This is a genomic window from Paenibacillus vandeheii, from assembly GCF_030433635.1.
Classification (GTDB): Bacteria; Bacillota; Bacilli; order Paenibacillales; family Paenibacillaceae; genus Paenibacillus; species Paenibacillus vandeheii.
This window is the reverse complement of record NZ_JAROCD010000007.1, coordinates 415,469-437,229: the sequence shown is the minus strand read 5'-3', so window position 1 is coordinate 437,229 and position 21,761 is coordinate 415,469. Positions and strand designations below refer to the sequence as shown.

Sequence of the window (21,761 nt, the reverse complement as noted above, 5' to 3'; positions counted from 1 at the left end):
TACCCCACCAACTAGCTAATGCGCCGCAGGCCCATCCCCAAGTGACAGATTGCTCCGTCTTTCCAGTTTCCTTCAGGAGAAGAAAACAACTATTCGGTATTAGCTACCGTTTCCGGTAGTTGTCCCAAACTTGAGGGCAGGTTGCCTACGTGTTACTCACCCGTCCGCCGCTAAGCATCAAGAAAGCAAGCTTTCTATCAACTCCGCTCGACTTGCATGTATTAGGCATGCCGCCAGCGTTCGTCCTGAGCCAGGATCAAACTCTCCAATAAAGTATTGAAAAGAGCGATATGCTCATTTTGAAACTGACGAGATTAAAAATCTCATTTGTGCTCCAGTCGATTCAAGCCAAGGCTTGTTTCAAACTTTCGCGTTCATTCTGCAAGCAGAATGTTTACTCACTCGTTGTTCAGTTTTCAAAGATCAAACTTGTTTCGCTACTAAGTTTCGTTCATCTCAGCAACTTTTATATCTTATCACATCCGAACCAACTTTGCAAGCTCTTTTTTTAAGTTTCTTTCGAAGCTTATTCGTTTTGCTTGCCGCACCGTGTTTCTCGTGTTTTCTTGGCCGGAATTAGAATATACCATGTACAGATTTGGAACGCAAGCTTTATTTTCAAAAATATTCATATCCGTTTCCCTACATATACTTTCTCCCCCTACTATCTTTTATACGAGCTGCCTAGCACGACAAGCAATGATCTAATCCTGTACATCGCATTCAAATTTAATAGATTAATTCATCCTGTATCAGCAACTATCATTCCAAATTCAAGAATAGCAATCTCTTACATTGCACCCGGTTCTATTATATATAGTAGATTATCTTTCAAATAGCTTATATCAGGGTCTAATGATCTCACCCTCCGAACCGCTTACATCAAAAAATCCAACGTTATGCTTCTTAGCCAACTCACGCATCATTTTATAGGCATCCTCCGCAACAGACCATGCAAATGCAGCATAAATCACATCTTTTCCAAGCGAGTATTCTGTTAATCGATTATCTGTTCCTGCTTCTTCCATTGCTTCAAACACATCATCGTCCACATTCATAGAAGGAAATGTCAGAACAAGCTCTTCATAAAAACGTTGCAACGACTCTGAGCTCACCTTAATGTCCGAGTAGGAATGATCCTCCGACCACTTTGTCTGTTCGCCATACCAGCTCATGAACGACGCTTTGTCACCTGGAGCTTTGACTGGATCAAAAACCATCAAATCGTAACTCATGTTTATTCCTCCTTTATATATAGAAGAAAGTCGATTCCCGTTTAACCCACAAATTAATAATATCCCCTACGGGGAACATTTCAAAGTGTCTCCTGTCCCTTATTTCAAATTCCATGCTACCTTAATAGAAAAAACAAAAAAGCGAAAGCCCGATATCGCACCGTGACTTCCGCTTCTTCATTTGTACAATAACGAACCCATGACAATTAATTAACCCGTTACCCTTTTTAATCAGTCAAACTTGTTACTCTCCACCGATGAATACATACCGGCATATAACTATGATAGCCAATATCCACATGAGCCAATGGATCTTCACTTTACGCTCCGTAACCAGGTTACTGAATACGGCCAAAATTACATAGGATACAATCCCTGCGGAAATCCCGTTTGCAATTCCTCCAGTGAAAGGCATCAATACGATTGTAAGGAAGGCTGGGAAAGCCTGCAGGAAGTCATCCCACTCAATGCTGCGAACCTGACTCATCATCAGGACACCGACGATAATCAATGCCGGAGCTGTTGCAGCCGACGGAACAACCAATGCCAGCGGAGCAATGAACAGGGCTAGGATGAACAGGATACCTGTCGTTACAGAAGTCAGGCCCGTACGTCCACCAGCTTCAACACCAGAGGCACTTTCAACGAAAGCGGTAATGGTACTAGTACCGAGTGCAGCACCTGCACTTACACCCACAGCATCGACGAGCATGGCTTTACCAATCGTTTTCTCGCCTTTCTTCTTGTCCTTCATAATCCCCATTCGTGTTGCTGTACCTACCATCGTTCCGAATGTGTCAAACAGCTCTACAAAGGTGAAGATAAAGATGATTTCAAACAATCCAAGACTAATTGCACCTTTTAGATCCAGTTGACCAACCGCCAGATCGCTGAAGTTAGGCAACCAGCTTGCACCGGACAAGCCACTAAGATTCGTAACGCCCATTGGAATACCAATTAACGTTGTGGCAATAATACCGATTAGCAGTGCTCCTTTGACGCGCATAACCATCAGTACAGCAATTATGAGTAGTCCGATCAAAGCCAGTAATGCATCGTGATGCGTTATAAAATTACCCAAAGACAGATTGAAGCTGCTGCCAGGAATCGGCTGGCTCAGATCCGCATCTGGTGCAACATTGACTGTTACAGCGACCAGATTAGCCAGTTTGAAACCGACAATGGTAATAAAAAGACCAATACCAACTGTGATTGCCATTTTTAATGAATCCGGAACTGCAACGAGCAGCATCTGACGGATCTTGGTCACAGTCAAAATAATAAACACGATACCAGAGATAAATACGGCTCCGAGAGCGGCCTGCCAGGAAATCGCACCGTTGGAACTCAGGACCACGGTCATGAAGTAAGCGTTCAAACCCATACCTGGTGCAAGGGCGATCGGAATGTTAACGAACAACCCCATAATAATGGTCATCAAACCAGCACCTACGGCTGTTGCAAAAAATACGGCATTATCCGACATTCCGGCTCCAGCTGATCCCAAGAACAGCGTGTTGACAAAAAGAATGTACGCCATTGTCATAAAGGTAGTAAGACCCGCAACAATCTCCGTTCTAACGTTCGTTCCGTTTTCTTTTAGCTTGAAGAAACGATCCATAATTCACTAACTCCCCCTTAGAGATGTTGAAGCCATATTGAAAAACGACAAATACCCTGAAGATGAATGTATCACCCAGGGTTTTAGCTGATGAGGAGTGGCATAGTGCCAATTACGGAGAACAAAAAAAATTCTAATGTGCGTAATGGTATGTCCGACGCAATCATGTAGAATTCATGTGCTCAGCCTTCTCCTCTTCGTAGCCAGATCATTAGGGTGATCTCGTAGAGACTCCCGGGCCAATCCCCAGGATTATACGAAGTAGTTATGCGCTATTTGTGTGTTTCTCATCACTATTTTAGGAGGGTTGCATCTAGTTGTCAATGAGAAAAACGAATGTTATTCGCACTCATTAACTAAATCGTTCGTATTATTTAACAAAATGAACCAGTTCAGCGGTTTACAACCCAAATTTAAATGAGGTTTCCGGTGAATTTTTCAAGTATATGTCGATCTTGCCAAAGGCTGATTTCCATTCATTGTATATATCAAAAAAGCTACCGTGGATCAAAGTGTCATGCTCACTTTGATCCACGGTAGCTTAATAAGTTATTGATAGAATAATTATGTGATGTGGATAATATATCTGAATATTAAAAAGCTTAGGTATAGGGAACAAGCTGCGACGGTTGCCAAATCTTTTTTTACAAGATAGGTCCTATGCCATGTTTTCTAAATCTCTGTCTGAAGAACGTCCTGTACCAGCTGATGTTCCTGATCAGTACCACCGGTTGATCCTTCAGATAACTCCTGAATCTGGGTCTGATCGGAAGACGAATCTGCTGCCTCTACATTTACAAATGAAGATTCCCCCGCACCGAGAGCCAAGTCCTGCATACCCGAGCCGCATCCTGCCAGCATCACCATCAGAAACGCACTTCCAATGCCCATCTTCCATTTGCTCATATTGTCGGTTTTACGCATACATTCAATTCTCCTTTCAGTAGCCATGTAGCCGTATAATGTACTCAGTGTACAAGCCGGACCTGAAAACAATCTGAAACGAACCTAAAAAAGGGATGAAAAAATATAAGACTGTATTTTTCCATTGTTGTTACTTTTTTTACTTCATTTGTATTCAATGGTTTCCGATATAGAAAGGAGATATTAATTATAGACTATTAAATTTGAAGGAGGAATAATTGTGAAATGGGAAGACCTGCTAAGCGTAAAAAGAAAGAATAATAGTGAGATCACAAGAATAGAAAATAATGTTACTATCAATCCATTTGATTTTGATTATCGCCGCATTGTGCAAAGCGCCTCATTTCGGCGCCTTCAGGATAAAACACAAGTCTATCCACTGGAAAAAATCGACTTTGTACGAACTCGACTAACCCATTCATTAGAAGTTTCAGCTATCGCCGAGGGTATAGGACAATTAATTGTTAAAAACTTGCATGAATATCATTTAAAAAACAGTGGTGTTGTTATTGACGAATTACCAGATGTGCTAAAATGTGCTGGTCTTATTCATGATTTGGGGAATCCACCTTTTGGTCATTTCGGTGAATATGTCATTCAGGCATGGTTCAAAAAAAATCTTTCAAATCTACAATTTAAAGGACTTCCTCTTTATATGGATAAAGGAGAATGCGTCCTTAAAGATTATTTGGCTAAAGACTTTTGTAACTTTGATGGGAATGCACATACATTCAGAATTGTGAATCGTTTACATATTGATCGTGGTATGTCTGGGTTAAATCTGACGAATGCAGTTTTGAGCGCAATCGGGAAGTATACCGTGCCAAGTACTGATATTCGTAAAGATGAAAAGATTACAGCTAAAAAAATCGGCTATTTGTACTCCGAAAGGGAAGATATCCTTACCATTGCTAAGGATGTCGGAACACTTGCGGATGATAATAAGACAATACATAGACACCCTCTTTCATTCATTGTAGAGGCAGCTGATGACATCGCATATCGACTCGCTGATCTAGAAGACACTTTCAAAAAAGGATTAGTATCGTTATCTGACTTAATAAGCTACATGGATGGAAGAATAAATCATTATACTACTGCAGCAGATTTGACCAAAACTTCTCAATTAATTAAAGAATTATCAAAATTACGCACAGAGGATAAGGACAGCGATTATAACATACTGAACACATGGTTGTTTGAAGTTCAGATTCATCTGATGAATGTAGCAAAGTTCAGCTTCACAAAAAATTATCCTGATATACTGGCGGGTACGTATAATCATGACTTATTTAAAAACACTTATCATGAATACACTATGAAAATACTAAAAGATGTTTCTGTGGAATATGCCTTCTCCAATAAGGATGTAAATATTCTGGAACTCTCTTCAGAAGTAATTATAGAGTATTTCTTGAATAAACTTGTGCCCGCATTAATCAAATATGAAACAAGCGAAATGTCGCCTGTAGATGAAAAATTTATCAAATTGATTTCTGACAATTATCTTATGAACTATAAATTAGTTGCCACAAAATTGGGATCTGAAATGAACGGAAGCGAACTGGAGATGCATAAGTTATACCACCGTATTCTTGTGGCGGTCGACTTTATTGCCGGAATGACAGATACATACGCAAGGGATTTGTATAATAGTTTAAAAGGGACGCAATCAAACTGAAGTTTGAAACCTTTCCTTGAATTTTTCACAAGAAAATACTCTCTTCTATTTGCGAAACAACGCAGATAAAAGAGAGTATTTTTTTGCAATCTATTCTTGCTTGTGTAAGTGTACTATCAACGCCATTAATCCCGCAAACCCTAATCTAATAAGGGTTTGCGAGCAAGTAGTGGCATCAATGATTACAACCTATTCCCACTCAATCGTTGCTGGTGGTTTGGAAGTTACGTCATACACGATACGGTTTACGTTGTCCACTTCGTTAACGATCCGCACGGAAATTTTCTCCAGTACGTCCCAAGGGATACGTGCCCAGTCAGCTGTCATACCATCGATGGACGTTACAGCACGGATACCTACAGTATAGGAATACGTACGCGCGTCACCCATTACCCCAACACTCTTCATGTTAGGCAGGGCTGTGAAGTATTGCCAGATTTCGCGGTCAAGTCCGGCTTTGATAATTTCTTCACGCAGGATGTAGTCCGAATCACGAACGATTTTGAGCTTGTCCTCAGTCACTTCACCCAGTACACGGATAGCCAGACCCGGACCTGGGAACGGCTGACGCCATACGATCGCTTCTGGCAAACCGCACTCTTCGCCGACTTTACGCACTTCGTCTTTGAACAAAGCGCTCAGTGGTTCGATCAGCTTGAAGTTCATGTCCTCAGGCAATCCGCCCACATTGTGGTGGGATTTGATCGTTTGAGCTGTCGCTGTGCCACTTTCCACGATATCCGTGTACAGTGTACCTTGCGCCAGAAAAGCAAAATCATCAAACTGCTTGGACTCTTCGTCAAATACGTAAATAAACTCGTTACCGATGATTTTACGTTTTTGTTCCGGATCATCCACACCTGCCAGTTTGGACAGAAAACGCTCTTGTGCATCAATTTTGACAACTTTCATGTCGAATTTGCCGACGAACGTCTCCATTACGCTCTCCGCTTCGCCTTTGCGCAGCAGACCATGGTCGATAAACATACATGTCAGTTGGTCACCGATGGCTTTGTGAAGCAATGCAGCCACAACGGAGGAATCCACACCGCCGCTAAGTGCGCATAGTACTTTACCGTCGCCCACTTTTTCACGGATATCCTTGATCGTATCTTCAATGAACGTCTCCATGCTCCAGTTGCCTTCGCAACCACAGATTTCGTACAGGAAGTTTTTAATCATTTCATTCCCGCGAACAGAGTGACGCACTTCTGGATGGAACTGAACAGCATACAATTTGCGCTCGTCATTGCTCATCGCAGCGATTGGCGCACTTTCCGTGCCTGCATCCAGTTTGAATCCAGCAGGAAGAGCAACCACGTGGTCACCATGACTCATCCATACCGTATGTTCACCTTCGATACCTTGTGCAAGAGCAGCACCTGGCGCAAACTCGATATCCGCTTTACCGTACTCGCGCTTCTCGGAACGCTCCACTTTACCATCAAGTTGTTGTGCCATGAGCTGCATGCCGTAACAAATTCCGAAGATTGGCAAGCCCAGATCATAAATGGCCGGATCTACGTGTGGTGCATTTTCTGCGTAAACGCTAGATGGTCCACCTGAGAACACGATACCCTTTGGTGATAATTCTGCGATTTTCTCCGCTGGTGTGTTATACGGCAAAAGCTCGCTGTATACGCCGAGATCCCGGATTCTTCTGGCGATTAACTGGTTGTATTGTCCCCCAAAGTCAAGGACAACCACTATTTCATTTTGCTTATTCATTACCGTGCCTCCCTCAATTAATGAAACTAATTATACGCAACGACAAAACATACCGTCAAGGAAAGGCGAAACTCCTTTTTTCGACATCTCAAAACATGGCAAATCCAACGTCTGAAATTACGGTATTGGGTCGATTATTTTCACTTTGATTCTATTTATTTCCGATCGGAGATATAAGAAAAGGCTTTATGCACTATTTTCATCATAAAAGAGATCTTCCGCATGAAGCTCACAGTGTATGCTCGCGGAAAGACGCCTCGTTCGCTTATAGGGCGAGAAAGGCGTCTATGTATAGCGCTGCGCTGTACTTCGTGTTACAGCGCCTGCATACGCCGGGCCAGATGAAGTGCCCGGCGCAGGAAATCCAGACTGTCCGCGCGCAGCGGACGGTCCGGCCCGTACAGCAGCCGTTCCCAGTCGGCTGCAAACCGCGCGATGTCCGCGCCATCCTTGCCTGCGGCCACAGGGGGTGACGCTGCATATTCACGCAGCGTCATTCCCGGCGGCCGCGGGCCGTAACGGCGCGCGAGCGCGGCCCAGACCGGAGCGGCGGCGCTAAGCAGCCGCTCGCGGTCCGGAAAGCTGCTGCGCGGCCACGCCAGCAGCAGCCTTAGGCGCAGCGCGGGGCGAAGCCGCCGCATGCGCACGGCCCCGGCGGCGCACAGCAGCGCCGCTGCCGCAAGGGCTGCCGCGGGCCATGGGTGCGCGGCAATGGCCCGTGCGCGGGCGAGCAGCCATGCGCCCGCGTGAGCCACCCCGCCGTCTGTCTGCGGCGGGGTTACGGCAACGGGCTGCTGCGCGCTAAGCGCAGCAGCGTCTTGGCCTTCACCCTGAGTCATGGTGAAGCCAGGCGTAGCCTCGAAGGGCATCCAGCCCGCGCCGGGGAAATACACTTCAACCCAGGAGTGTGCATCTCCCTGAGTAACGATGTATTGCCCGGAGTCGTCCGGGTCTGCTTCACCCGGTCCAAAACCCTTAACCCAGCGGGCCGGGATGCCCTCTGCACGCAGCAGTACAATCATGGCTGTTGAGAAATGATTGCAATATCCCTGCCGTGTGACGAACAGAAAATCGTCCACAAAATCAGTTCCTCGCGGTGGCATACGGGTATCCAGCGTATATTCGGCGTGTTCAGCTAAGTAATTCTTCACGGCTTGTACAGCATCATAACGGGTTTCGCTGCCCCGAATGATTTCCTTGGCAAGAGCCTGTACACGCCCGGGAAGCGACGTCGGTAGTTGCAGATACGTTCTGCGAACTGCAGCTGGATCCTTCATTGTGGACGTCTTCTCTAGAAGGCGTAGTTGTTCAGGTGTTGCAACAGAAATCATCACATCTGCCGTATAACTTTTGACCGGCTGATCGTCATAGGTACCCGCGAGCCATAACGTTGCTGAATCTTCATTCGACAGAAGTAAACGTTTGTTCTTCTGAAGATCACTGTTCTTATCCTGGAACGAAAGATTGAGCGGCGTTCCGCCTGTAAACAGGGGATTGGGTCCTCGCCATTCTCGCTTCATCGTCACCGTTTGACGAATACGCTGCCAATAGGCTGGATACTCCCAACCATCGGTACGCACCAATCCGGATGGACTTGCCGTCGCAAAGCTTTGCACCGGATCGCTCCAGGTGCTTCCGTTATAATATGAACGGGTCTCGCCCCGCCAATACGTAGCTTCCGGACTTTTCGCCGTAAAAAAAATCATGTCTCCCTGTACCAAAGGTGCCCCCATTGGTGCATCCGCTGTACTATATCCTGTGACAGCGGATGCGGCAGGAATACTTCCGTGCTGTGTATAGCCTGCCCAGCGGGCCAGCCGCTCACCCATCTGCTCAAGGGATATCCGTTCCGGCGGAGGAAGGGAAGCAAGCTGACCAGGAATCGCTGAGCAAAGTACCATACCTGCCGACACCGTAAGTGTTACTGTACACCAACGGCCGTAAGGACTGTTCCTAAAGATCGGAGTCGTGACCCCGCCATTAAGACGAAGCAGCTGCAGCATGGCCTGAATGAGTAGAATCCACAGCACAGAACGTACTACCGTAGCATATACATCCAGCCCGGCAAAGGATTCAAGCAGCAGCAAATAGACCAATGTTGCACTGCCAAACAGCATCACACTTCGTCGCAGCAGTACAAGCGACTGCACAGAAGCCATTAGCATGCTCCAGCCGCACATCATGAGCAGACCTCTTGTCTCCACACTAATGGAGTGAAAACGCCAGGTACTCAAGAAGCTGCCCATATCTGCCGAAAAAGTGGCCGGGTATGTCGTTGCCCATCCGGCAGGGCCATTACCTCCATACATGCAGCATAATGCAGCTAGCGCAATGCAGAGCCTGATTAGTATTCCCGTGATCCAGCCCGTACGAAGCAACCCCATGAGAAGCAAGGCCCCTGTTAATCCTGCCATTACGGACAAGAATCGTTCACTGCCCTGCTGACCCGTTGACGTTATAGGATAGATCCACTCCAGGGACAATATAAGCAAAATGGCAGAAATACCGATTCTGTAAAGGAGAGGCTCCGAACTTTGACCATTACTCCTCAGATCTACTCCAGATGTCCTCGTTTCAGCTTTATATATGGATTGCACAGACTCTAATCCCAAACTGGCGGTACGCCCCTTTTCAGCTACTGTGGAATTCGCTTGAAGGTTTCCATTATGCTCCCACATCCGTTACCTCCGCCTTTCTAAATGAAGGTAATGAGCCGTCTGTGATCCAATGGATCTGTACTCCTCTTTGACGAAGCTGTTCCAGACTTTCATTGCCCACGTCACGATGGGTTTGATCGGTCAGTTGAACATCTACCCTGTACCCCAACCCGGTTGCACACATTACCCAGTCCACCAGAGCGTCATCCATTCTTCCGGTGAGAACCACAATTCGTGACCCGATCGCCATTCTATCCAACATCTCTGTACGAAGCGACGGAGTTATAGATAGAGTCGTTGAAATTCGTGCCTGTGCCAGTTTGTCCAGTTCCTGGCTTTCAGGTGAATACAAGAGTTCTTGTTGCCATTTCTCCTGGTGGGCAGATCCTGACCCACCGCCTTCTGTCCACAGCTGATAAGGTATGTTATCCCGTTCAGCGGTATAAATCCAACGAGCAGCTGCACGGACCGCATGTTCAAAAGCAGGCGTATCTTTCTTTTCTGACTGCTTTACTTCATAACCTGATGCACCTTCATACATAAGGATACCCAGCGAGGCAGAATCTGAGGATTCAGGCAAAAAAGTCTGAAGCCGACCCGTTTTGGCTGTGCTTTTCCAATGAACACGCCCCAGAGGATCTCCTTGCTGGTATTCCCGGAACTCAGGACTTCGATTTCCCTGACTGCTTCTTCGTTCAGACAGCGCATCTTCACCTATGGCTGAGCATTCTCCGGGAGCACTCTCGCCCCATTCCATTGCTTGAGGTACAACAATTAGCGGGGTATGATTCACCGTCTCTGCAGAGGCCGTGTTCCATCCGAAAATATCACCCCAATACAATTTCCCTGATTCCCATCTGTACACACCTCTGCGCAAACCCGATAATTCATAATGATACGTAAACTGGCGACGGGTTCCGGGGAAAAGTAATTTACGGTGTACGCCAGCAGGTGTATTCTCACACAGAATGATCCATAACAGTGGAATCGGACAGTCGAATTTTAGTTCCACCGCTACCGTCGTTCTTTCACCTGCCACAACCCGATTCGCATGCATTTGCCGCCGAATGTTAATATTGCGCGGACCGAAAAAATGGATACTCAGTGCGCTTACGAGCATCAAGGTCGCGATCATGGACAGAAAAAGCGCGGCTTTGCCGCCATGCCATACATAGAAAGAGGCAAAAGCCACCACCAAGACAGCACCCAACATCCGTTGACCCAGCGCACTCATTGACGCCGTCCCCTTCCCTGTGCCGCCATCTGTACAGGTACAGGGACCGCTGTCAGAACTTCCTGAATCACCTGCGTCTGCCCCCAGACTTCCGCTCTGTTCTGGGCCTTTAACTGAACACGGTGGGAAAGGACCGGGACAGCCATCTCTTTCACATCATCGGGAATGACATAGCTGCGACCTTGGAGATAAGCAAACGATTGTGCAGCAGCCATCCAGGCCAATGTGCCTCGCGGGCTAATGCCCAGTCTTACCGCCGGATGACTTCTGGAGGCCACGGCGACAGCAACCAGATACTGTTTGACCACAGGGTCAACATGTACATGCTTCACTTCACGCTGCATGGCTACGACTTCTTCAGCAAGCATGACAGGACGAAGTTCATCAAGCAGTTCTCTGCTTTGCATCCTAGTTAACAGTTCGACTTCCTGCTCGGGCTCAGGGTATCCCAGTCCAATCTTCATGATAAATCGATCCAGCTGCGCTTCAGGCAGACGATAGGTGCCCTCAAACTGCAACGGATTCTGTGTCGCCAGCAAAAAGAACGGGCGTGGCAAAGCATAGGTTGTGCCATCCACCGTAATGCGTCGTTCCTCCATCGCTTCCAGTAGTGCAGACTGGGTGCGGGGGGAAGCCCGATTGATTTCATCCGCCAGAACAATATTGGACATGACGGGTCCTGGACGAAATTTGAATTCTCCCGTATGTGGATGATACATCGACGTACCTGTCACATCCGCCGGCATCACGTCCGACGTGAACTGAATTCGTCCCATAGAGCAATCCAGTGCAGAAGCGACAGCGCGAACCAGCATTGTTTTGCCTGTACCCGGTACATCTTCCAGAAGTACATGCCCTCCACTAAGCATTGCAGTCAGCACATATCGAATCTCTTGTTTCTTGCCAATAATCACACTTTCCACTCGCTTCATAACTCTATTCAGCAATTCAACAGCATGCTCATGTTCCATTCGGATATAAGACATTTCTCCTGATCTCCTTCCATCCATCGGCATTTCTGAAACATACTAATCTATGATTCAGTGTTGCCCGGAAGTAGAGAGAATAGTCCTGCACGAGCGACTTTATTCAGATCAATTTATCCATATACATGCTGGTCGCCGATGCCAGAGGTACGCTGGCTTTAACAATCCATTCCTTTTCATTCGCCTTCAGTGAATCAATATCTGTTCCCATATGCTCCATTAAATCCCGTAGCGGAACCCAGGTTGTTCCTCCCTGGCTCTGCACAACTGCCTCTGTTGTCCTATCATGGATCAATTTTGCGCTTTTCGTTGTCAGTTCTCCGCTGATGCTGTCTGCATGGATGATTCGGTCTTTCCATACGGCTGTAGCTGTCCGAGTATCTGCATTCCAGCGAGCGCTGCCACCGAACTTTTTCATAAAGGTCCGCAAAGGCACCATGATCCGCTGATCTTCAACACGAAACTCTCCTTGCTTCAATGTGGCCGCTGTGAAGCCAATCTCTACCTTCAGTTCCTTGCCTGCCAACCACAGATTGCTGTTCTCCTGTACATGTTCTGCAATCCACTCCGTCCCCGGAGCCTTGCGTGACTTGTATTTCCCATTGGAATCGATGCGGAATTGAACAGGCTGATCCGAGGCTTTCATCGTGTCAAAACGAAAACCTTGATCGCGGTAGTACTTGATAATGCCAGGAAGTGCTTTTACCGTCTCAGCATGAGCGCCTCCATCATGCATCAACACAATGAGCGAACGTGCCCCGGCAGGCAACTTGGTAGCATTGCGCAAAATTTCTTTAGCGGGAACACCCTTGCGTTTGGAATCACCACTGTCAACGTTCCAGTCCATAACGGTGTACCCGCCCAATTTCATCAGATCAAAATAACTCTGGTCAAAATGTCCATACGTACCGCCTGGTGCCCGTACCAGATTCGGACGCAATCCGGTAATTCGATTTACGACTTCCTCTGTTTGTTTGATCTGCTTCCAGAACACTTTGAAATCACTGTACAGCTGTTCATAATTATGATTAAACGTATGATTGCCCAACGCATGTCCATCTTCCACAACCGCACGGATCATCTCAGGATAACGTTCTGCCTGCTCACCAAGCACAAAGAATGTAGCCAGAACCTGCTCCTTGCGTAAAATATCCAATACTTCACGGGTATGGTTACCCGGTCCATCGTCAAAACTCAAATAGACTACTTTGTCTTGGGAATGCTCTTCTTTGGAGGCGGGCGCAGCAGAGCCCGAAGCAGAAGATGCGTAAGTTGTGCCTGCATATGCAGCAAATACACTTAGCAGTACCACAATGCGAAGAACAAGCACAGACCATTTTCCAGATAAAAATGTATGTATTGGTGTTACCATGAACGAATCAACCTCCAACGTCTCTAGTGAATTTGCTGATAGACTTCAGCAGATTTGTTAGAATTATATGGAGGACGCGCTGAAAAAAGACGCGATTTTGTTTTATAATTTTTCACAATTTGGGATGGCCCGTGATTGATTCTTCGCTTCGGATTAGGTAGCATAATGGACAGGTAGGATCATGAACAAAACTCCTTGGAGAGTAAGTATCTCCTCCCACCCTGTCTGCAGGAGAGTGAAGTCTATTGGAATGGATTGAGAAGGTCCAGCATCTGTTTGGATCCTACGGATACAGCGTTTTATTTTTTGGCTTATTGCTTGAATTCATTGCCCTTCCCTTCCCGGGAGAAACGACCATGGCTTATGCAGGATATCTGTCCTACAAGGGTCATCTGGACTTCGGAATACTTGCCATCCTCGCTTTCCTGGGAACGACGATTGGCATGACGATCACGTATTTTATTGGTGCCAAAGCAGGTCTGCCGTTCATTACGCGATATGGAAAATGGTTTCTAATGAAACCGGACAAGCTGGATAAAACGCAAAAGTGGTTTGCCAAGTACGGCAATGCCCTCATTTTCATCGGTTATTTCATTCCGGGAGTGAGGCATTTCACCGGATATTTTGCGGGTATAGCCGCTGTTCCCTTTCGCAAATTCGCTCTCTATGCCTATTCAGGCGCATTGTTCTGGGTGTTGCTGTTTCTGGGCATAGGTAAAATATTCGGTCCCCAATGGAACGCTGTGTTCCAGCTTGCCCATCAATATACAGCTTACATTGTCGCAGGTATTGGACTGCTGTTAATTGCAGCCGTACTGTACCGTTATCGAAAAGCGTGGGTAGCCCGATCGCTGCGCAAGCCTGCTGCTGTTCGGCAAAGACAAAAGTAAACGGTGAGGGTGCAGCCATACCTCCCGGTTATACTTTCTGTTATTAGTATGGAGCTGCTTCTCGCGGCTCCTTTTTTTCATATTCTTTTGGTTGTGCGCCTAATGTTAAAAGTTTCACGTGCCCTTAACCATCCATAAGCCGTAAGCAAAAAAGCAATTGCTGCAAAACCCAAACCTCCTGCGAAACCAAGCTTACGGGGCTCAACTACTTCCAATAATAAACCCGCACCAAACATGGATAACCCCAGCATGCTACTACTGCATGCCGTCACCAAGCCATAGATAAGTCCTCGGTATTTCTCAGGTGTTTCTCCCATTAACAGTGTATCCAGACAAGCATTACCTACCCCCGACATAAGGGCCAGCAGAATATAGATCAGAACTGCAATCACAGGCAGAGTAGCCATACTAAGCAGCATAAGTAATCCCCCTTCTACGAGTAGACACATTACTACTCCCGGGAGTAACCATTGCTGAAAATAACGAGCGCACCAGTTGCTTAATACCAGCCCTATACCTAGCGCCGAATAGAACAGACCTACACCCCAATCCCCAAGGCCAAATACTTCAATGGCATATACGCTAATCAATACATTGTCGATCCCATTTATGACCGGTACCCACAACTCAAACAGGATGATAATCTGTAAGGCTACAGAGGACCGAACCAACCGCCATATAACCAAGAAAATAGGCGCTGCAATGGAGTTACGAGCGATCACAGAATTTCCAGAAACAGCACCTCCAGAACCATTTCCCCTTCCAGAAGTACTCTCACTTGGTTCAGTCTCAACCTTAGGCGGAAAAGATACGTTGCGTATTAACCCTGCTGCTATAAGAAAGCATAAGGCATTCGTAAGAAACGCAGCTTGTGGACCAATCACGGAAGATGTGATTCCCCCAAGAAAGGCACCTACAATCAGCACGGAACCGTTCATTACCTGTTCGAGTCCGTTAATTTTGAGCAAATGCTCCGGTTGAACAAGCAACGGTATTCCCGATTTCCGGACAGGCGCATAGAGAGCCTCACCACACGCTAGTAAAGTACTCGCTGTATATAGAATCCACATATCATCTGCACTGTTCACGAGCAAATAACTCAGAGCAAGAGGCACCCTTATCAGATTAGTAAGCAGCATAATCTTTCGCCGTGAGAAGCGCATGGTTAACATGCCTCCTACCGGGGCGAGCAGCAGAAATGGAAGCACACGCAGACCAAGGGCTAGTCCTATGGCAACTCCAGATCCTGTTGTACTGAGAATTAGCGAAAGCATGGCGACCTGACAGAAACGGTCACCTATGCCGTTCACTAATCCCGCGACAAAGAACTTGCGGTACTCGGATTCTTTTTGTAGCAGAAGTAATACGGAAGATCTGAACAACATGAACAACCCTCTTCTCTAAAATTAGATTTATATCTAATTAGATATTATGCTAATAATAAAGGATTGACAATGTTCTTTTTTATTCTGCGGGATAATCAATAAGACATTTGTGATAATCCTGATTCATCCAGGTCATACTAATTTGCAAATATAGGGTGTATAAGGGGTGAAGGAATGAGTACAGCATCGCAGAGCAGTCAGGATCAGACGATATCTCCGAATCTTACGGATAATATAGATTACTGCAACCAAGTGATGGGGAATAGCAAAGACTTGATGGTGCGCCCACTGCAATGTTTGCAAAAATGGCCTTCTGTCATGTTGTACATCGATGGAATGGTGGATGTGCAGATTATCAATCGTTCCATCCTGGAATCCTTGTTACAAACCCGTGAGATACCTGAGTTTTCGGAGGATAATGAGCATCTGGTCTATCTCCAGAATGACGTGCTAGCGGCCAGCAACGTGTTATTAATTGATGAGATGAAAGACATTCTTGATGCCCTTCTGGCGGGCTTTGCCGTTGTGCTCCTAGAAGGCTCCACTCGGGGCCTGAAAATTGCAGCAGCAGGCTGGGAAGACCGTCCCGTCGGTGAACCGATCTCCCAGACCGTTGTTCGTGGGCCCATGGAAGGCTTCAATGAAAACTTACGTACAAATACAGGCTTAATTCGCAAACGAATTCGAGACCCCCATCTGTGGATTGAGGAAAGGGAGCTTGGCCGAGTCACGAACACCAGGGTAGCAGTGGTATATCTGGAGCATATCGTTGATCAAGAGGTTGTAAAAGAACTGCGGCGCAGACTGGATGAGATTGATATTGACGCTATTCTGGAAAGCGGATATATCGAGGAACTCATACAGGACAAAACAGGTACGATCTTCCCTACAGTTTATAACAGTGAGCGACCAGACAGCGTATGTGCTGCACTGCTTGAAGGTCGGGTAGCGATCATTATAGACGGAACTCCTTTCGTACTGCTTGTCCCTGCCCTGTTTGTTCATTTCTTTCAGTCTCCCGAAGACTACTACCAACGTGCCGACATCAGTTCGTTGATTCGACTAATCCGTTATCTGGCTTTCTTTATCGCGCTGCTCGCTCCATCCTTTTATATTGCTATCACTACCTTTCATCAGGAAATGCTGCCTACCAACCTGCTCATTAGTCTGGCAGCTCAGCGTGAAGGTGTTCCATTCCCGGCATTCATTGAAGCCATCTTAATGGAGCTGACCTATGAAATTTTGCGGGAAGCCGGTATCCGGATTCCGAAGACCGTCGGTCAGGCCGTTTCCATTGTGGGTACCCTTGTTATTGGTCAGGCCGCAGTAGATGCGGGCGTTGTATCGGCTGCCATGGTTATTATCGTATCCATTACAGCGATATCCAGTTATGTTATTCCGGAAAATGGACTTTCCATCTCTGTACGGATTCTGCGTTTTGTCCTGATGATTCTAGCTGCCGCCTTTGGTTTCTACGGGATTCTGATGGTTCTGCTGATTACGGTAACCCATCTATGCAGTTTAAGATCCTTTGGTGTGTCTTATATGTCCCCGTTTGCACCTTATATCGGGAAAGACCTCAAAGATACCATTTTCCGCGTGCCTTGGTCCCGGATGAAAACCCGTCCGATCTCTACCGGAACTCCGAACGTAACCAGACAGGCAAACAAAAAAACGAAGCGATAATCGGTAAGGAGAACGTGTATGAACAAATGCCTACAATTGATTCTATCTTTTGCCGTTCTGCTCCCTCTCCTTACCGGATGCTGGGATCGACAGGAACTCAATGAACTTGGCATCATGCTGGGTCTTGGTGTGGACAAGGATGGAGACATGATCAAGGTGAGTGCCCAGGTTGTTGTTCCCAATGAAGTATCCTCCAAGTCAGGGGGCGGTAAAGGAACGCCAGTGACTCAGTATCAGGCTTCTGCGCCTACCTTGTTTGAAGCCATTCAAAAGTTAACGGAATCAAGCCCCCGCCGTATATTCATGGCACATATCCGCGTGATGGTCATTGGCGAGGAGTATGCCCGCAAAGTGGGCATATATGATATCACAGAAGCATTAATGCGCGAGCCTACGGTTCGTCCTGATTATTACGTCATGGTTGCACGAAATACAACGGCTTCCAAAGTGCTCGACGTGTTGACGCCTCTTGAAAACTTACCTGCCGAGAAGATGTTCAATTCATTGGATGTCTCCACCAAGACCTGGTCACCTACAACGACCGTAACGGGGGATCAATTAATGGAATATATTTTGGCTCCCGGAATACAACCTGTCATTACCGGGGTAGAGGTTGTTGGAAACGCGGATAAAAGCGGCAGTCAAGCTAATATTGCGACAATCAAGTCTCCCGCAAACCTAAATTCAACCGGATTGTCTGTATTCAAGGGAGACAAATTGGTTGGTTGGCTAACGGAGGATGAATCCAAGGGATATAACTATATTCGAAATAATGTTGTATCCACCATCAGCCATCTGGCTTGTCGCAAAGATGGATATGTAACGCTCAAAGCACTCCGCACCACAACCAAACGGAAAGCGAAAGTGGTGAATGGACGACCTGTAATCGACATCAAAATCAAAAATGTATCATCTGTAGGCGCAGTGGAGTGCGGAATCAAAATCGGTTCAATGAAAGTACTTAAGGAACTGGAACGGGATAGTGAGGAAAGGCTTGTAGAAATAATGCAAAAATCCATCAAATCGGTCCAGCGCAAGTTTCATGTCGATATTTTCGGATTCGGGGAAGAGGTCTATCACGCCGATCCCAAGTTCTTCAAAAAAGTGGAGAAGGATTGGGATAGTTATTTGGAAGATCTGGATGTGCATTACGATGTCAATGTGCAAATCAAACGTGTAGGTACATTAGATAATTCGTTCAAAGATCAAATTAGGGAGTGAGACAGGGTGTTACTTACACTTAGTGTCATTGTAATCGCAGGGCTCATTGGGTGGTTCGATCTGCCTGGGCTCATACGTCGCAAGGAATGGAAAGAAACCGCTGTTTACAGTGTCTTGCTGATCTTGGCTACTGTTCTAAGCATCTTCGCGGCCAACCTGTGGGAGTTACCGAGTCCACTCTATCTCATCATATGGATGTATGAACCTGTAAATCAATTTTTGGCACACTTGACTGGAACTTAGGAAAAAGGAGAGGGACTCTATGCTTGAGCAGGGCCGCATCGGAACACGACAATTGTCCTTCCTCATTTTTATGATGGTGGTCGGGGATATGATGCTGATCTACCCTTCGGTCATCACTTCCTATGCCAAACAAGATGCCTGGATATGTGCTCTTATCGGGGTTCCATTGGGAATGGCCCTCCTGTTCATGTTTTTAAAGCTGTCCAGTCTTTATCCGGATGAAAATCTGATACAGATTTTTCGGAGCATTCTTGGATTCTGGCCAGGCAGTGTTGTATCCGTATTTTACCTGTTCTTTTTTATAATAGGTGCCTCAACGCATACCCGAGAGGTCGGGGATTTCCTCACCTCCCAAATCTTTCAATACACCCCGATTCGCGTCATTATTCTGATGTTTGTCATTACGATTGGATGGGGATTATATCATGGCCTCGAAACGATGGGGCGCAGCAGCGAATTACTGATGCCCATCCTTATCGTGTTTATTCTCGTGCTTGCATTCTGTCTGCTACCCCAGGTTGATCCCAGCAATGTGAAACCTGCAACGGGCGTCCGCGCCGTTCCCATTTTGCAAGGTATTCTCATAAGTATCATATATCCGGTAGGTGAACTAATCCCCATTATGATGATCATTCCCTACACGCTAAAACAAGCACATCGAACTCGGGATGTCCTTGTTGCGGCAGGACTTGGCAACTTGTTGCTGGCTATATTGGTTACCATCTCTCTGCTTGTTCTAGGTGCGTTCCTTACACAGCACAACATCTATGCTTCATATACCTTATCCCAGAAGATTAATATCGGTGGTTTTTTTGAGCGTATTGAAGCGATTATGGCTTCTTCCTGGCTTATCTCTACATATGTAAAAGCAATGGTATATATGTACGCATTTACCGTTGGATGCGCCGAACTGTTTAAGCTCAAGCAGTACCGAATACTCATTCTGCCTGTATCATTACTGATATTCGGCCTTGCCAATCTGGTCTCGCCCAATTTGACCTTCATCGTCATTACTGTCGTTCCTTACTGGATAGACTGGGATACCACATTGAGTATCCTTTTGCCAGGGCTGTTACTGTTGGTGCATTGGTTCAAAAAGCGCTGGAAAAGCAAGTCATCCGGATAACAGATTGCTCATGAACCAACTATGTCGATTAATCAAGGAGTGTTGACCCCATGCCAATCAGAGAAAAAATAACCATTCGGCAATTTGCAGTGCTTACCTTTCTTGTCATGGTTGGGGATATGATTCTGATCTATCCTTCATTGGTCACAACCTTGGGCAAACAGGATGCATGGATATGTTCTTTCCTCAGTCAGCCTATCGGTCTATTTATCATTTGGATCTTTTACAAGCTACACCAAACCTACCCTGAACTCTCTTTAATTGAGATTTGCCAGAAATTGCTTGGCCCATGGATTGGATCGATCTTGTCTGCTGGTTACCTGTTCTATTTCGCCATTGGCGCTGCCATCTGTATCCGTGAGGTTGGAGACTTCATGACGACTCAAATCTACCTAGAAACCCCCATCCGAGTCATTTTAATTATGCTCTTGTGTGCGCTAATCTGGGGCTTAATGAAAGGATTGCAAACCATGGGGGCAACGAGTGAACTTTTGACTCCTATTGTTGTTGTCTTTATGGCTCTCCTGTTCGTGGGGCTGCTGCCCAAAATAGACGCTTCACATCTGCGACCATTCCTGAGCAGCAGCTGGGTCCATTTGGTTGAAACCGTTATTCGCGGAGCATTTACCTCCTTCGGGGAACTGATCGTACTTACGATGATTCTTCCTTATGTGACGTCAGGGCCACACGTTAAACGAGATCTGTTGCTTGCCACTTTCTGCGGAGGCCTGCTACTATGTGTGCTGTTACTGTTTTCCCTTATGGTTGTAGGACCTTTTATGACCCAGCATAACATTTTCATTTCCTACACCCTGTCTCAAAAAATTAATGTGGGTAACTTTTTTGAGCGTATTGAAGCCTTCATGGCTACTTCCTGGTTAATTGCAACCTATTTTAAAAGCCTTCTGTACATGTTTGCTTTTGTTATCGGACTAGCTCAGTTGTTTCGGTTAAAAACATACAAACCACTCATTTTCCCTTCATCCTTGCTCATGTTTGCATTGTCCATCCTGATTTCTCCCAATGTCATTTTTTATATTGAAACCATTATGCCTGCCTGGGTCGATTGGGACATTACTTGCAGTTTTATTATTCCTCTGTTGTTACTGCTTGTTCATCGCATTCGCTTTGGCAAGAACACTAAAAATCAGAACCATCCAGAACGCTTGCCCACATAAAAAAGCTGTGCTTCACGGTATAACCGCGAACACAGCCTTTATTTAAAGTGAATATTTTTTTGTATAGAGAGAACACGGATTAGAATTTACTTTACTACAACTGCTGCAAAGCCTCCAAAGCTGCCTCAATATGCCCTTTGACTCGTACCTTCAACCACAACTTCAGCAGGACACCCTCTTCATCAATCAGAAAAGTGGAACGTACCATCCCCATATATTCCTTGCCATACATCTTTTTGAGCTGCCATACGCCGTATTGCTCGGCAACCTGATGCTCTTCGTCTGACAGCAAGATGAATGGCAAGCCGTATTTGGCAATGAATTTATCGTGCTGCTTCATCGGATCAACACTAATCCCCAGAATAACTGTATTTAACCCCTCAAACTCCTCATGATGATCACGGAAATCACATGCCTGCTGCGTACAGGAAGAAGTCATATCCTTGGGGTAAAAATAAATCAGCACCCGCTGTCCGCGATAATCCGAGAGCTTCACCGTCTCCCCCGTACTGGACGGAAGCTCGAAGTCTGGTGCCAACTTTCCTTCGGTTAATGTCATCTCATTTCCTCCTTTCGTCTATGCTTTCGTAAAAA

The 21,761-nt window shown here is 46.2% G+C and carries 17 protein-coding genes, 1 rRNA gene and 1 riboswitch; of the genes, 7 read left to right on the top strand and 11 right to left on the bottom strand.

The features are described 5' to 3' along the window. The 4 genes from P5G61_RS16650 to P5G61_RS16635 form a co-directional block, all read right to left on the bottom strand. Positions 1–272 (bottom strand): 16S ribosomal RNA (locus P5G61_RS16650); the annotation flags it as partial. A 573-nt stretch (positions 273–845) separates the two neighbouring features. Continuing rightward, complete coding sequence (locus tag P5G61_RS16645) at positions 846–1,235, bottom strand: hypothetical protein (RefSeq protein ID WP_301247534.1); 390 nt, start codon at positions 1,233–1,235, stop codon at positions 846–848. 244 nt (positions 1,236–1,479) lie between these two features. Further along, positions 1,480–2,856: an NCS2 family permease gene (locus P5G61_RS16640; RefSeq protein WP_024630796.1), complete on the bottom strand. Its 1,377-nt coding sequence runs from the start codon at positions 2,854–2,856 to the stop codon at positions 1,480–1,482. Positions 2,857–3,036: 180 nt separating this feature from the next. After that, positions 3,037–3,136: riboswitch (purine riboswitch) on the bottom strand. A 392-nt stretch (positions 3,137–3,528) separates the two neighbouring features. Beyond that, complete coding sequence (locus P5G61_RS16635) at positions 3,529–3,780, bottom strand: hypothetical protein (protein WP_301247533.1); 252 nt, start codon at positions 3,778–3,780, stop codon at positions 3,529–3,531. Positions 3,781–4,000: 220 nt separating this feature from the next. Between P5G61_RS16635 and dgt the strand changes: the two genes are divergently transcribed. Beyond that, a complete protein-coding gene (gene dgt, locus P5G61_RS16630; protein WP_301247532.1) occupies positions 4,001–5,461 on the top strand; it encodes a dGTP triphosphohydrolase in 1,461 nt (486 codons plus the stop codon). 189 nt (positions 5,462–5,650) lie between these two features. On the opposite strand, the gene guaA is transcribed toward dgt, so the two are convergent. From guaA to P5G61_RS16605, 5 genes are all read right to left on the bottom strand, one after another. Continuing rightward, on the bottom strand, positions 5,651–7,189 hold the full coding sequence (gene guaA / locus P5G61_RS16625; RefSeq protein ID WP_024630777.1) for a glutamine-hydrolyzing GMP synthase: 1,539 nt from the start codon (positions 7,187–7,189) through the stop codon (positions 5,651–5,653). Positions 7,190–7,503: 314 nt separating this feature from the next. Beyond that, positions 7,504–9,867: a DUF4129 domain-containing transglutaminase family protein gene (locus P5G61_RS16620; protein WP_301247531.1), complete on the bottom strand. Its 2,364-nt coding sequence runs from the start codon at positions 9,865–9,867 to the stop codon at positions 7,504–7,506. Continuing rightward, positions 9,854–11,080: a DUF58 domain-containing protein gene (locus tag P5G61_RS16615; protein WP_301247530.1), complete on the bottom strand. Its 1,227-nt coding sequence runs from the start codon at positions 11,078–11,080 to the stop codon at positions 9,854–9,856. Before P5G61_RS16615 ends, P5G61_RS16620 begins: the two co-directional genes overlap by 14 nt. Then, entirely contained in the window at positions 11,077–12,066 is a 990-nt protein-coding gene (locus P5G61_RS16610; RefSeq protein WP_301247529.1) for an AAA family ATPase, read from the bottom strand. Before P5G61_RS16610 ends, P5G61_RS16615 begins: the two co-directional genes overlap by 4 nt. Positions 12,067–12,169: 103 nt before the next feature. Then, positions 12,170–13,438 carry a polysaccharide deacetylase family protein gene (locus P5G61_RS16605; protein WP_301247528.1) on the bottom strand — a complete coding sequence of 423 codons (1,269 nt, stop codon included), beginning with the start codon at positions 13,436–13,438 and terminating at the stop codon, positions 12,170–12,172. A 245-nt stretch (positions 13,439–13,683) separates the two neighbouring features. Between P5G61_RS16605 and P5G61_RS16600 the strand changes: the two genes are divergently transcribed. Beyond that, positions 13,684–14,328, top strand: coding sequence for a DedA family protein (locus P5G61_RS16600; protein WP_301247527.1), 645 nt, complete (start codon positions 13,684–13,686; stop codon positions 14,326–14,328). Positions 14,329–14,405: 77 nt separating this feature from the next. On the opposite strand, the gene P5G61_RS16595 is transcribed toward P5G61_RS16600, so the two are convergent. Beyond that, positions 14,406–15,713, bottom strand: coding sequence for an MFS transporter (locus tag P5G61_RS16595; RefSeq protein WP_301247526.1), 1,308 nt, complete (start codon positions 15,711–15,713; stop codon positions 14,406–14,408). A gap of 174 nt (positions 15,714–15,887) precedes the next feature. Here P5G61_RS16595 and P5G61_RS16590 point away from each other — a divergent pair, with 174 nt between their 5' ends. From P5G61_RS16590 to P5G61_RS16570, 5 genes are read left to right on the top strand one after another with little or no spacing between them, the layout of a single operon-like run. Then, complete coding sequence (locus P5G61_RS16590) at positions 15,888–17,399, top strand: spore germination protein (protein ID WP_079345139.1); 1,512 nt, start codon at positions 15,888–15,890, stop codon at positions 17,397–17,399. An 18-nt stretch (positions 17,400–17,417) separates the two neighbouring features. Then, positions 17,418–18,620 carry a Ger(x)C family spore germination protein gene (locus P5G61_RS16585; protein ID WP_301247525.1) on the top strand — a complete coding sequence of 401 codons (1,203 nt, stop codon included), beginning with the start codon at positions 17,418–17,420 and terminating at the stop codon, positions 18,618–18,620. A gap of 6 nt (positions 18,621–18,626) precedes the next feature. Continuing rightward, complete coding sequence (locus P5G61_RS16580) at positions 18,627–18,863, top strand: hypothetical protein (RefSeq protein WP_301247524.1); 237 nt, start codon at positions 18,627–18,629, stop codon at positions 18,861–18,863. A 19-nt stretch (positions 18,864–18,882) separates the two neighbouring features. Further along, positions 18,883–19,989: a GerAB/ArcD/ProY family transporter gene (locus tag P5G61_RS16575; protein ID WP_301247523.1), complete on the top strand. Its 1,107-nt coding sequence runs from the start codon at positions 18,883–18,885 to the stop codon at positions 19,987–19,989. 50 nt (positions 19,990–20,039) lie between these two features. Next, entirely contained in the window at positions 20,040–21,167 is a 1,128-nt protein-coding gene (locus tag P5G61_RS16570) for a GerAB/ArcD/ProY family transporter (protein ID WP_301247522.1), read from the top strand. A gap of 94 nt (positions 21,168–21,261) precedes the next feature. Here P5G61_RS16570 and bcp read toward each other — a convergent pair whose 3' ends face one another. Continuing rightward, the gene (gene bcp / locus P5G61_RS16565; RefSeq protein ID WP_301247521.1) at positions 21,262–21,726 is read right to left on the bottom strand and encodes a thioredoxin-dependent thiol peroxidase; all 465 of its coding nucleotides are present in this window, start codon (positions 21,724–21,726) and stop codon (positions 21,262–21,264) included. Between the last annotated feature and the right edge of the window lie 35 nt (positions 21,727–21,761).